The organism is Paracoccus sp. (in: a-proteobacteria) (genome assembly GCF_030538495.1).
In the GTDB taxonomy this organism is placed as follows: Bacteria; Pseudomonadota; Alphaproteobacteria; order Rhodobacterales; family Rhodobacteraceae; genus Paracoccus.
Genome location: NZ_JAUNTW010000006.1, coordinates 42,441 through 54,933, shown reverse-complemented (window position 1 = coordinate 54,933; position 12,493 = coordinate 42,441). Strand labels below are relative to the sequence as shown.

General features: G+C 65.3%; 13 protein-coding genes. 5 read left to right on the top strand and 8 right to left on the bottom strand.

Annotated elements, in window-relative coordinates:
* Window positions 1-69: 69 nt before the first annotated feature.
* The 4 genes from Q4G20_RS07140 to Q4G20_RS07125 form a co-directional block, all read right to left on the bottom strand.
* Window positions 70-804: a pyridoxine 5'-phosphate synthase gene (locus tag Q4G20_RS07140; RefSeq protein WP_303342734.1), complete on the bottom strand. Its 735-nt coding sequence runs from the start codon at window positions 802-804 to the stop codon at window positions 70-72.
* Window positions 805-835: 31 nt separating this feature from the next.
* Window positions 836-1,660 (bottom strand): 4-(cytidine 5'-diphospho)-2-C-methyl-D-erythritol kinase, encoded by an 825-nt coding sequence (locus Q4G20_RS07135; protein ID WP_303342733.1) that lies wholly within the window; start codon window positions 1,658-1,660, stop codon window positions 836-838.
* Entirely contained in the window at window positions 1,644-3,422 is a 1,779-nt protein-coding gene (locus Q4G20_RS07130) for a tetratricopeptide repeat protein (protein ID WP_303342732.1), read from the bottom strand. The genes Q4G20_RS07135 and Q4G20_RS07130 overlap by 17 nt, the downstream gene beginning before the upstream one ends.
* Window positions 3,423-3,505: 83 nt before the next feature.
* The gene (locus Q4G20_RS07125; RefSeq protein WP_303342731.1) at window positions 3,506-5,161 is read right to left on the bottom strand and encodes an electron transfer flavoprotein-ubiquinone oxidoreductase; all 1,656 of its coding nucleotides are present in this window, start codon (window positions 5,159-5,161) and stop codon (window positions 3,506-3,508) included.
* 231 nt (window positions 5,162-5,392) lie between these two features.
* Here Q4G20_RS07125 and greA point away from each other — a divergent pair, with 231 nt between their 5' ends.
* From greA to Q4G20_RS07105, 4 genes are read left to right on the top strand one after another with little or no spacing between them, the layout of a single operon-like run.
* Entirely contained in the window at window positions 5,393-5,863 is a 471-nt protein-coding gene (gene greA, locus Q4G20_RS07120) for a transcription elongation factor GreA (protein ID WP_303342730.1), read from the top strand.
* 4 nt (window positions 5,864-5,867) lie between these two features.
* Window positions 5,868-6,749: a hypothetical protein gene (locus Q4G20_RS07115; protein WP_303342729.1), complete on the top strand. Its 882-nt coding sequence runs from the start codon at window positions 5,868-5,870 to the stop codon at window positions 6,747-6,749.
* The gene (locus tag Q4G20_RS07110; RefSeq protein WP_303342728.1) at window positions 6,749-7,522 is read left to right on the top strand and encodes an AzlC family ABC transporter permease; all 774 of its coding nucleotides are present in this window, start codon (window positions 6,749-6,751) and stop codon (window positions 7,520-7,522) included. Before Q4G20_RS07115 ends, Q4G20_RS07110 begins: the two co-directional genes overlap by 1 nt.
* Window positions 7,519-7,842, top strand: coding sequence for an AzlD domain-containing protein (locus Q4G20_RS07105; protein ID WP_303342727.1), 324 nt, complete (start codon window positions 7,519-7,521; stop codon window positions 7,840-7,842). Before Q4G20_RS07110 ends, Q4G20_RS07105 begins: the two co-directional genes overlap by 4 nt.
* Here Q4G20_RS07105 and Q4G20_RS07100 read toward each other — a convergent pair whose 3' ends face one another.
* From Q4G20_RS07100 to Q4G20_RS07085, 4 genes are read right to left on the bottom strand one after another with little or no spacing between them, the layout of a single operon-like run.
* Window positions 7,843-8,445 carry a hypothetical protein gene (locus Q4G20_RS07100; protein WP_303342726.1) on the bottom strand — a complete coding sequence of 201 codons (603 nt, stop codon included), beginning with the start codon at window positions 8,443-8,445 and terminating at the stop codon, window positions 7,843-7,845.
* A 14-nt stretch (window positions 8,446-8,459) separates the two neighbouring features.
* Window positions 8,460-8,612, bottom strand: coding sequence for an aa3-type cytochrome c oxidase subunit IV (locus Q4G20_RS07095; RefSeq protein ID WP_303342725.1), 153 nt, complete (start codon window positions 8,610-8,612; stop codon window positions 8,460-8,462).
* 48 nt (window positions 8,613-8,660) lie between these two features.
* Complete coding sequence (locus tag Q4G20_RS07090) at window positions 8,661-9,683, bottom strand: MBL fold metallo-hydrolase (RefSeq protein ID WP_303342892.1); 1,023 nt, start codon at window positions 9,681-9,683, stop codon at window positions 8,661-8,663.
* Window positions 9,683-11,380, bottom strand: a complete 1,698-nt coding sequence (locus Q4G20_RS07085) for an acyl-CoA dehydrogenase (RefSeq protein WP_303342724.1) — start codon at window positions 11,378-11,380, stop codon at window positions 9,683-9,685. The genes Q4G20_RS07090 and Q4G20_RS07085 overlap by 1 nt, the downstream gene beginning before the upstream one ends.
* 91 nt (window positions 11,381-11,471) lie before the next feature.
* Between Q4G20_RS07085 and Q4G20_RS07080 the strand changes: the two genes are divergently transcribed.
* Window positions 11,472-12,416: an L-threonylcarbamoyladenylate synthase gene (locus Q4G20_RS07080; protein ID WP_303342723.1), complete on the top strand. Its 945-nt coding sequence runs from the start codon at window positions 11,472-11,474 to the stop codon at window positions 12,414-12,416.
* Window positions 12,417-12,493: the final 77 nt, after the last annotated feature.

Genomic DNA, 12,493 nt, shown 5'->3' with positions numbered 1-12,493 from the left:
GGGGTCATTGCGAAGGTCATGTTCGGCGCGGAGGGTTTGGGGTTCGTGGATATTTATGCACAGAAGAAATCACCCCCGCGCCGCATCCATGGCGCGGCGCATTTCCGCTATGGCGGCGTCAAGGCCGATGAACACCGATTCGGCGATCAGGAAATGGCCGATATTCAGTTCCGCCAGTTCGGGGATGGCCGCGATTGGCCCCACCGTGTCAAAGGTCAGGCCGTGGCCTGCGTGAACCTCTAGCCCCAGATCGGCGGCCCGTTTTGCGCCGTCGCGCAGGCCCGTCAGTTCGGTATCGCGTTCGGCGGTGTGCCCGTCTGTGTCGTAATCGCAATAGGCGCCGGTATGCAGTTCCACGACCGCCGCGCCGATGCGGGCGGCGGCGCGGATTTGCGCCGGGTCATGGCCGATAAACAGCGACACCCGGCTGCCCGCATCGCGCAGGGGCGCGATGTATTCGGCCAGTGCGGCTTCGTGACCGGCGACGTCCAAGCCGCCTTCGGTCGTGCGTTCCTGCCGCTTTTCCGGGACGATGCAGACGGCATGAGGACGGTGGCGCAGCGCGATCGCCTGCATTTCATCCGTCGCGGCCATTTCCAGATTCAGCGGCAGGCGCAGCGCGTTCATCAGCGCGTCAATATCGGCGTCGGTGATGTGGCGGCGGTCTTCGCGCAGATGGGCGGTGATGCCGTCGGCGCCGGCCTGTTCGGCCAGTTGCGCCGCGCGCACCGGGTCCGGCCACGGCGTGCCGCGCGCGTTTCGGATGGTGGCAACGTGGTCGATATTGACGCCAAGGCGCAGCATGGGCAAACCCCCGTGATTGATTGGGATGAGATTAGCGCGCCGTGGCCGGTTGCGCCAGTTCGGTTGCAACCGCCCACCAGCCGTTGTGCGACAGCGCCGTGGCCGCGCGTTCGGCGTGATCGGCGCGGTCGAACAGCCCGAAGCAGGTCGCGCCAGACCCCGACATCCGCGCAAATGCCGCGCCCTGCGCCGTCAGCGCGTCCAGCACATCGCCAATCACCGGCGCGATCTGGCGGGCGGGGGGTTCCAGATCGTTGCGGGTGGCGCGCAGCCAGTGGATCAGCGCGTTCAGATCCGCGAAAATCGGGATCGGCGGCAGGGGCGGGTTGTCTCGGCAGGTCAGGGCGGAAAACACCTGCGGCGTGGACAGCGCGATGCCGGGATTGACCAGCACCAGATGCAGCGCGGGCAGCGGCGGCAGGGGCGTGATGTGTTCGCCAATCCCCTGCATCCGCGCAGGCCGCCCCGCCAGACAGACCGGCACATCCGCGCCCAGCCGTTCGGGCGCGCGGGGCAGGGGATGCCCCATCTGCGCCAGCCCGCGCAGAACCGCCGCCGCATCGGCGGAGCCGCCGCCAATCCCCGACGCCACGGGCAGGTTTTTCGTCAGCGCGATTTGCGCCGCACCGCCCGCCAGATCGGCGGCGCGCAGGCACAGATTGTCGGTGGTGGACAGCCCCGCCGCAAATGGCCCGTCGATGGTCAGCGACGGCCCCCCCGGCGTCAGCGTGACCACATCACCCACCCCCGCAAAACAGACCAGCGAATCCAGCAGGTGATAGCCGTCATCGCGCCGCCCCGTCACATGCAGCGCCAGATTCAGCTTGGCGGGGGCGGGTTCACTGACCGGCTTCATCGGCCAGAACCGCATCCAGCCCGCGATCCAGCTTGTCGCGGATGCGGTCAAAGTTCACCTCGCCCGATTGGGTGGGTTTTAACGACAGGGCGCGGCGCCATTGGATGTCAGCTTCGCGTTTGCGACCGACTTTCCAGTAAATGTCGCCCAGATGGTCGTTGACCAGCGGGTCATTGGACATTTGGCCGACGGCCTCTTCCATCGGGGCCACGGCGTCCTGATAGCGGCCCAGCCGGTAATAGGCCCATGCCAGCGAATCCAGAATATAGCCGTCGCCGGGCGACAATTCCGCCGCCTGTTTGATCAGATCCAGCCCGCGATCCAGATTGACATTGCGGTCAATCCACGAATAACCCAGATAATTCAACAGGCTGGCCTGATCGGGGCGAATGTCGATGGCGGCCAGGAAATCGGCCTCGGCCCGGTCAAACTGGCCCGAGCGTTCCAAAGCGATGCCGCGGGCATAGAGCGGGAACCACCGGGCATCGGCGGGCGCATCCGCCAACAGGTCCAGCGTGCGGTCGTAAAACGGCACGGCGTCGGCGAATTTTTCACGCTGGCGCAGCACGTCGCCCATGGCCGATTGCGCCTGTGGCAGGTTGGGATAGTCCGCGACCAGATCGCGCGCGGCCTGTTCGGCCTGTTCCAGACGGTCGCCGCGGGCCAAAGCCTCGATCCGGGTCAGTTCAGCGACGGGGCGGACCTGCCCCATATCGCGGACGGCGTTAAATTCCACATCCGCCAGATCGAATTGCTGGCGGTCCAGCAATTGTTGCGCGGTCAGCAGGCGGGCTTCGGAATTGGCGGGCGACATCCAGACGGCCAGACGCGCATGAATCAGGGATAAGGGTTCCGGGTCCGGGCTGGTCGCCAGTGCCGCCGAAAACGCCAGCAGCAATTGCGCCACGCCATCCGCCGGGCCGTCGATCACGTCGAAACTGACGGCTTCGCCCGCCGCCAGCCGGTCGCGCAGCGCCAGCAATTGCGGTTCATTGTCCAATGCGGGCAGGGCGTTCAGCACGGCCACGGCCTCATCCCGGCGGTCCAGTTGCGCCAGAACCTGCGCCCGCGCCATCACACCCAGCAGATGCGCGCCGGTGTCATCAACCGCCAGCAATTCGGCGGCGCGTTCGTAATCGCCGACCTTGGCACTGGCAAGCGCCAGATGGTAATTCACCACCGGCGCAATATCGGGATGCGCGGCCATGGCGTTGAACGCGGCCAATGCGTCGCTGCCGCGCCCCGCGCCCAGCAACGCCCATGCGCGCATCGTGCCATCCATCAGGTCGCGGTCAATCGGCTGGTCGCTGCTGCGGTTGGCGTCGATAAAGGCGATCAGCCCGTCCCAATTCCCCGCCCGGATCAGCGATGCGCGATGCAGCAGGCGGGCGAGTTCGGTGCCTCGGTCCGATTGGATCATCTGGCTGGCCAAGGCCACGCCGCGATCCACATCACCCGACGACGTCAGCGCGACCAGTGCGCTGTCTTGCAAGAACGGGTCGGTGGGATCATGCGCCAGTGCCTGCGTGAAATAGCGCGCGGCGGCGGCATAGTCGTTTTCGACCGCGGCCATGCGCGCCGCCAGATAGGGACCAGACACGCCCAGCATCCGCGCGGAACGCGGGATGCGCACCGGCATACCGGGCAATTCGCCGCTTAGCTGCGCGTGTTGCACAGGTTTGGCGCGCGGCGCTTGGGTCTGCGCGGTTGCGGGCAGCGCCACCAGCAGGGCGCACAGGGTCAGGGTCAGGCGGTTCGTCACGGGCGGTCTTTCGGGCAACGGATCAGTTGCCAGACCCTAACCCCCCGCACCGGGCAGAGCAACGCCCCGCCCGGCCAAAGCCATCACATATTCGGGTAATTCGGCCCGTCGCCCCCCTGCGGCGTGGTCCAGTTGATGTTCTGCGACGGGTCTTTGATGTCGCAGGTTTTGCAATGCACGCAGTTCTGGAAATTGATCACGAAACGCGGGCCGGCATCGTCCTGGATCACCTCATACACGCCGGCGGGGCAATAGCGCTGCGCCGGTTCGTCATATTCGGGCAGGTTCACCGAAATCGGGACCGAGGGATCGCGCAGTTTCAGATGGCAGGGCTGGCTTTCTTCGTGGTTGGTAAAGCTGAAGGCGACGTTCGTCAGCCGGTCAAAGGACAGCTTCCCATCCGGGCGCGGATAGTCGATTTTCGGGAAATCGGCGGCCTTGCCGGTTGCGGCGGCGTCGGTTTTGCCGTGTTTCCACGTCCCCAGCGGGTTCCAGCCGGTCAGATTGGCGACCCACATATCAAACCCGCCCAAGGCCAGCGACGACCACAGGCCCAGTTTCGACCAGATCGGTTTGACGTTGCGGACCTTTTTCAGGTCTTGGCCGACCACGCCGCCGCGAACGGCATCGTCGTAATCGGTCAGGCGGTCGCCCGCGCGGCCTGCGGCAATGGCGGCGGCTGCGGCCTCGGCGGCCTCGATCCCGCTATGCATGGCGTTGTGGTTGCCCTTGATGCGCGGGACGTTGACCAGACCGGCCGAACAGCCCAGCAACACGCCGCCGTCAAACGACAATTGCGGGATCGACTGCCAGCCGCCTTCGCTGATCGCGCGCGCGCCATAGGCCACGCGCTTGCCGCCCTCCAGCAGTTCGGCGACCATCGGGTGATGTTTGAACCGCTGAAATTCGGCATAGGGATACAGATGCGGGTTCTGATAATTCAGGTGAACCACCAGACCAATCAGAACCTGATTGTTTTCAAAGTGGTAAATGAACGACCCGCCGCCGGCGTTGTTGCCCAAAGGCCAGCCCATCGTATGCGACACGCGGCCCTGTTTGAATTTTTCCGGGGCGATTTCCCAGATTTCCTTCATGCCGATGCCGAATTTCTGCGGGCAATGGCCGTCAGACAGGTTCAGCCGCGCCATGATGTCTTTGGCCAGCGATCCGCGCACGCCTTCGGCGATGAACACATATTTGCCCCGCAATTCCATGCCGGGTTCGTAACCGTCGCCGATGCTGCCATCCGCGTTGCGGCCAAATTCGCCCGCGACCACACCGGCCACGCGGTTGCCGTCCCAGACGATCTGGCTGGCGGCCATGCCGGGGAAAATCTCGACCTCTAACGCTTCGGCCTGTTCGGCCAGCCAGCGGCAGACATTGCCCATGCTGACGATGTAATTGCCGTGATTGTTCATCAGCGGCGGCATCGGCCAGTTGGGGATGCGAACCTGCCCGGCCTCGCCCAGAATATAGAAATTGTCTTCGACGACCTGGGTGTTCAGGGGGGCGCCACGGTCCTGCCAATCGGGGAACAGACGGTTCAGACCCGACGGATCCAGCACCGCGCCCGACAGGATATGCGCGCCGATTTCCGACCCTTTTTCCAGCACCACGACCGAAATGTCGGGGTTGATCTGTTTCAGCCGGATGGCGGCGGACAGACCGGCGGGGCCACCACCAACGATAACCACGTCATAGTCCATCGACTCGCGTTCGATTTGGGTTTCGTCGGTCATGTGGCTTGCTCCCTTACGCACTGGCTGACCGTTGTTAACCCGCCCTGACCAGCGGCGCAACAATCGTGCGCGTCATCAAATGGCCAAAAACCGCCATTTGATGACGGGGCAGGCTTGCATTGGGCGGCAAATTGGTGACGATACCCGGAACCTTGGCTGAACGCCCCTGCCATTTCCGAATGGCGGGGGCGTTGGCTTACCACCTGAACCGCATCGCAAAGGAACACGGCGATGGAAAAAATTCCGATGACGCGCAACGGCTTTCAGGCGTTGGAAACCGAACTGGGCGGCCTGAAATCCAACGACCGCCCCGCCATCATCCGCGCCATTGCCGAGGCGCGCGAACATGGCGATCTGTCTGAAAACGCTGAATATCACGCCGCCCGCGAAAAACAGGGTTTTATCGAAGGCCGCATCAAGGAACTGGAGGCGATCCTGTCCCGCGCCGAGGTGATCGACACATCGCGCCTGTCGGGTTCGGTGAAATTCGGCGCCACCGTTGATCTGGTGGACGAAGACACCGACGAAGAACGCAGCTATCAAATCGTGGGCGAGGCCGAGGCCGACATCGAACGCGGCTTGCTGAATCTGCGGTCGCCTCTGGCGCGCGCGCTGATCGGCAAAGACGAAGGCGACAGCGTCGAGGTGACGACCCCCGGCGGGATTCGCAGCTACGAAATCCTTGCCATCCGCTACGAGTGATTCGATGTCATTGGTCGCGCGGATCGCATCGCTGACGCAGCGGGATGCCATTACCTCGGTCGGCTTCGCGCTGACGGGGGTGTGGCTGTTTCTGCTGTTGCTGTTTTGGCTCTTGTCGCCCGGAGGTGCTGCGGGGATTGCGCGGCTGGTATCGGTCGTTGGCGCGCTACTGCCGGTGGCGCTGATCTGGCTGGGCGTGTCATTCGCGCGCACCATTGCCCTGCTGCGGGCCGAAGCCGACGATCTGCGCGCCACCCTGAACCGTCTGCGCCCGCCGCCGGTGGACGAAGCCGTGGGGCCGGTGACCCCGGCGCGTCCCGCTGCGGCAGGGGCTGGCGTGCGTCCGGCCGCCAAACCGCGCGCCCAGCCCGATCAGCGACAGGCGACCATGCCGCTGGATGATGCCCGGTCGGTGCCGGTCGCGCCGGAAACGCTGCTTTTGGCGCTGAACTTTCCCGATGGGCCGGATGATACCGATGCGGTCAACGCGATGCGCATTGCGTTGAAAAACCACGACACGTCCCGCGTGCTGCGCGCGGCGCATGATCTGGTCACGCTGCTGGCCGGGCGCGATGTGTTCATGGACAATCTGGACGCCAGCCCGGTGACGCCGACCGTCTGGCGGCGTCTGGCGGATGGGCAACGCGGCGCGGCCTTGGCCCCATTCGGCGCGGTGCATGACGAACGCGCGCTGACCATTGCGTCCGACATGCTGCGCCAGGATGAGATTTTCCGCGACACCGCCCATCATTTCCTGCGCCATTTCGACGCCATGATCACCCGGCTGGTGCCGGAACTGGACGACGCGCAATTAACCTATCTGTCGCAAACGCGCTCGGCCTTGGGCTTTATGCTGCTGGGGCGGGCAACGGGGATGTTTGGCTGATGGCCCCCACGCCCGAATCGCGGCCCGAACCGCAGCGGGCGACCGACCCCGCGAATGACCGCGCACTGGCCCGCACCACGCATCAGGCGTTTTGGTATGGCGCGGCGCAGTCGCTGCCGCTGATGATCGTGATTATCCCGTTCGGGTTGCTGTTCGGGATTGTGGCATCCGATGCGGGGCTGGGGCTGGCGCAGATCATGGGCTTTTCCGTGGTCGTGCTGGCGGGCGCGTCGCAATTTACCGCCGTGCAATTGATTAACGAAGGCGCGCCCGCCATCGTTGTGATCCTGACCGGGCTGGTTATCAATCTGCGCATGGCGATGTATTCGGCGTCCATGGTGCCATGGCTGCGCGGCTCGACCCGAGGGCAGAAAATCGCCTTTGCCTATGCGCTGATCGACCAGACCTATGCGCTGTCGATCCAGCATTACGAACGCCACCCGGCGTTAAGCCTGTCCCAAAGACTGGCCTATTTCACCGGCACGGCGGTGATGCTGTGCGGGGGGTGGATGGTGCTGACATGGTTTGGCGCGACGCTGGGCAATGCGATGCCGGGGAACATCCCGCTGGATTTCGCAATCCCGATCACCTTTCTGGCGATGATCGCGCCGATGCTGCGCACGCCCGCGCATCTGGCCGCCTGCGCCGTGGCGATTATCGCCGCGCTTATGCTGGCATGGATGCCGTCGGGGCTGGGCATGATGATCGCCGCGCCGCTTGGCATGGCCACCGGTGCCATGGTCGAGGTCTGGACCGAAAGGAAACGGGGATGAGCGATCTGACCATATGGGCCGTCATCATCGTGCTGGGCGTCGGCACGTTTCTGATCCGGTATTCGTTTCTGGGCGTGCTGGGCAACCGCGCTTTGCCGGGTTGGGTTACGCGGATGCTGCGCTATACCCCCGTGGCGGTGCTGCCCGCTTTGGTCGCGCCGCTGGTCGTCTGGCCCGCCGCGACCGATGGGCAACTGGACCCCGCGCGCCTGATCGCCGCCGGGGTCACCGTCGCGGTCGGGATGCTGACGCGCAATCTGTTGGCGGCGATTGTGGCCGGCGCCGGGACGCTGGCCGCCATGCTGTATCTGCTGGGATAATCAGCGTTCTTTGTTCAGGATGGTGACGTTGTGCAGGCGCGACACGTCGCCGTCGCGGTATTGGCGCGACTGAACATTGGGCTGACGCAGGAACCATTCCCGCAGCCGGATGGGCGAAAACCCGCGCGGCACGGTTTCGAACCCCGGCACGCCGGACAGCACCTTACCCGATTCGACCGCGCAGAACATTTTGTTTGCCGCGCCGTTCGCCTCGGCCCGCTGGATCGCCAGATCGGCAACCTCGCGCGTGACCGGGATCGTATCTTCGGCCACCCAATAGGTCGAACGCGCGTGATAGTCGATGTAATAATATTTGGTGCTGTCCGTGATCCCATACAAAACATCATTGCGTTCAGGGATATGCGGGTGGTGCCAGCTGCCCGCCGGGTCATAGATCACGCGCTGACTGCCATTGATCATCAGGGCGGAATGACCGCCTTCGCCACGGGGGATCCCGATGACGGTCAGCAGCGTGATCGACGGCGGTTCCGGCGAGACATAGCGGACGCGCCGCACCTCTTCATCCGTGGCCCAGATGTTTTGCGCGCCACAGGCCGACAGCGCGACCGGCACAGCCGCGGCGATAAAGGTCCGGCGTTTCATGATGTTACCCGTGTTTACGAATTGGCCAGTGCCAGAAACACCAGCACCGCAATCGACAGGACCGACACCCAGACCGCCCCACGGATAAAGCCCGCATAGGTGCGCTGATGTTCGCTGATGTCCATCGAACCATGTTTGTGTTCGGTCACGTCGTGATGTTGGGCCATGATGTTCCTCGCGTCGTTGTCTGGTTGTGCGATACCGGATTGCGGCGGCTATGTCACGCCCCACAGTGCTGCGCCGTTCGTTTCGCCGGTTTGGGTGATGCGCCCCTGCCGCGCCAGATGGTTCAGATGCGCGACCGATTCCACCAAGGCCAGCCCGTATTCGCCGTCCCCGATGCGGCGTTTGAACAGAATGTCAAAACAATCGACCGCCGTTCGGGGCTGGTCGCGCAACGCGGCGTGCAGGCGGTCCAGTGCGGCGCTGTGGTTGTCGATCAACTGACGCAGCCGCGTGGGCAGGCCGGTAAAGGGCAGCTTATGCCCCGGCAGAACCAGATGCTGCGGCTGTGCCAATTCGGCCAGGGATGCGCAACTGTCCAGCCATTCGCCCACCGGATCGGCCCCGGGTTCCGTCGGATACACCCCCAGATTGGGCGAAATCGACGCCAGCAGCTGATCGCCCCCGATCACCAGATCATCATCCAGCGACCACAGCACCGCATGACAGGGCGCGTGACCATGCCCCATCGTGACGCGCCACCTGCGCCGCCCGAATGTGACGGTCGCCCCGGCCTCCAGCCGGGTGAAGCCCAACGGGATCGGATGCACCACATCGGCAAAGTTAAAGGGCCGTTCCGCCGCCCGCCGGTCCAGCATGTCGGCGGGCATCCCCGCGCGCCGCCAGAAGGCCAAAGCCTGCGGGCTGGCGCGGTCCTGTTCGTCCAGCGTCAGCATCCGCGCGGTTAACCATGCGGTGCGGCTGATCAGAAACTCGGCCCCGTCAGTTGCCATGAACCACCCGGCCAGCCCGATATGATCGGGGTGGTGATGCGTGCCGATGACGCGGCGGATGGGGCGGCCCTGCAACGGTCCCGCGCGCAACTGATCCCAGATCGAGCGGGTTTTGCGGGTGTCGAACCCGGTATCAACCACCGTCCAGCCGTCGTCATCATCAAACGCAAAGACGTTGACGTGATCCAGAGCCATCGGCAGAGGCAACCGCATCCACAGCACCCCCGGCGCGACGGTCACGGCCTGTCCCGCGCCGGGCGGCGTATCGAATGGCGTGCGGATCACGCGCCGAAATCGCCCGCCAGTGCCGCATCGCTGATCGCGGTCAGATCGTCCAGACCGGCCACGGCCTCGGCCAGATCACCGGCATTGCGGGGCAGGATGCGGGCCATGAACACCTGCGCAAGCGCGCGATGCGACGCCCCCCCGGCCTGCGCCGCGCGCAGATGGTAATGCCCGCCCAAGACCCGCGCAAAGGCCATCAGATACGGAACCGCCCCCGCAAAGCGTTCGGGCAAAGCGCGATCCAACAGCGCCTGCGTCGCTTCGCGCAGGGTTTCGGCGGCCTGCCACAGCGCGTCGGCCAGATCGGGATGATCACCCTGGGCCGCTTTGGCGCCGTCCAGAATTTCATCCAGCAGCCGCATGGCCGCATCGCCGCCATCCGCCAGTTTCCGCCCGACCAGATCCATGGCCTGAATCCCGTTCGTGCCTTCGTAGATCGACGTAATCCGCACATCGCGCAGATATTGGGGCGCGCCGCTTTCTTCGATGAAACCCATGCCGCCATGCACCTGCACGCCGGTATCGGCCACGCGGATGCCGACATCGGTGCCATAGGCCTTGGCGATCGGGGTCAGAAACGCCGCGCGGGCGGCGTGGTCGGCATTGCCGGTCGCGCGTTCCAGATCAATCGCCGTGGCGCAGGCCAGACCGATGGCGCGGGCGGCGAAGACCTCGGCCCGGGCGGTTGCCAGCATCCGGCGCACATCGGGATGCTGGATGATCGGCCCCATCTGGTTGCGGTCATGGGCATAGGCGACGGCCTTTTGCAGCGCGGCTTCGGCCACGCCGACGCCCTGCATCCCCACCCCCAGACGGGCGCAGTTCATCATCGTAAACATCGCGGCCATGCCTTTGTGTTCGTCGCCCACCAGCCAGCCGGTCGCCCCGTCATAGGACATGACACAGGTCGGGCTGCCGTGAATCCCCAGCTTGTGTTCCAGACTGACGGTTTTCAGGCTGTTGGCCACGCCCGGTTTGCCGTCGGCATCGGGGATGAATTTCGGCACCATGAACAGGCTGATCCCGCGCGTGCCGGCGGCACCATCGGGCAGACGCGCCAGCACCAGATGACAGACATTCCGGGTCACATCGCTGTCGCCCCAGGTGATGAAAATCTTTTGCCCGGTGATGCGATAGGTGCCGTCATCCGCGCGTTCGGCCCGCGTGGTCAGCGCGCCCACATCGCTGCCCGCGCCCGGTTCGGTCAGGTTCATCGTGCCGGACCATTCGCCGGAAATCAGTTTGGGCAGATACAGCGATTTCAGATCGTCGCTGGCGTGATGTTCCAACGCCTCGATCTGGCCCTGCGTCAGCATGGGGTTCAGTTGCAGCGACAGGCAGGCCCCCGACATCATTTCCGCCACCGACATATTCAGCGCCTGCGGCAACCCCATCCCGCCATAGTCGGGGTTCGCGGCCAGCCCGATCCAGCCGCCTTCGGCAATCGCGGCAAAGCCCGCGTCGAATCCGGGCGACGACCGCAGCGCGCCATTTTCCAGCCGCGCGGGCGTGTGATCGCCATTCGGGTTCAGCGGCGCCAGCACGTTCTGGGCCATCTTGCCCGCCTCGGCCAGAATGGCGCGGGCGGTGTCCGGCCCGGCTTCGGCAAAGGTATCGGTCGCGGCCAGATCGGCATAGGGAACCACATGGGTCAGGATAAAGTCGATCTGTTCGACGGGCGCCTTATAGGTCATCTGGTCCTCCTCTTGGCAATCGCGTGGCGCGCGACTATGGCGGTATTTTAGGGGCCTTTGCGACAGGCTCAACCCAAACCGCGCGTAAGCTATGAAAACCGAACGACTGAAGGATGACCCGGCGGGGATTGCCCGCGCCGCTGCGTTGCTGGCGCAGGGGCAGACGGTCGCGATGCCGACGGAAACGGTGTATGGGCTGGCCGCGGATGCCCGCAACGGCCCGGCGGTCGCGCGGATTTACGCGGCCAAGGGGCGGCCGTCGTTCAACCCGCTGATCGTGCATGTGCCGGATCTGGCGGCGGCGCAGGGGCTGGCGATGTTTTCCGATGATGCGCGACGGCTGGCGGCGGCGTTCTGGCCGGGGGCGCTGACGCTGGTTCTGCCGCTGCGGGACGGGGCGGGGGTGGCGTCGCTGGTCACGTCGGGGCTGGATACGGTGGGCCTGCGCGTCCCGGCGCATCCGGCGGCGCAGGCGCTGTTGCGTGCCTTTGGCGGGCCGGTCGCGGCACCGTCGGCCAATGCGTCGGGCCGGATCAGCCCGACCACGGCGGCGCATGTTCTGGACCCGGACGGAGGGTTGGACACCCGCATCGCCGCCGTTCTAGATGCGGGGGCCTGCGGCGTGGGGGTGGAATCCACGATCATCGGATGGAATCAGGGGCGCGCGGTGCTGCTGCGTCCGGGCGGCATCGCGGCCGAAGATGTTGCCGCCGTGCTGGGATACGACCTGACGCGGCATGACGGCGACCCGGTGGCCCCGAACGCGCCGGGTCAGTTGACCAGCCACTATGCCCCCAAAGCCACGCTGCGTCTGAATGCGGTGCCGCGTGCGGGCGAAACCTTCATCGCCTTTGGCGAACCGGGGGATTTCACCCTGTCCGCCACCGGCAACCTGACCGAGGCCGCCGCCCGCCTGTTCGACACCCTGCGCCGCGCCGACCGCATGGGCCGCCCGATTTCGGTTGCACCGATCCCCAATCACGGCCTTGGCGCGGCCATCAACGACCGCCTGCGCCGCGCCGCCGCCCCGCGATAAGGGGATGCAACCGGGCAACGCTTGGAAAGGCGTCCGAGATACGCCGGCGCGATAGGCGCAATTTCAACGCACTAACC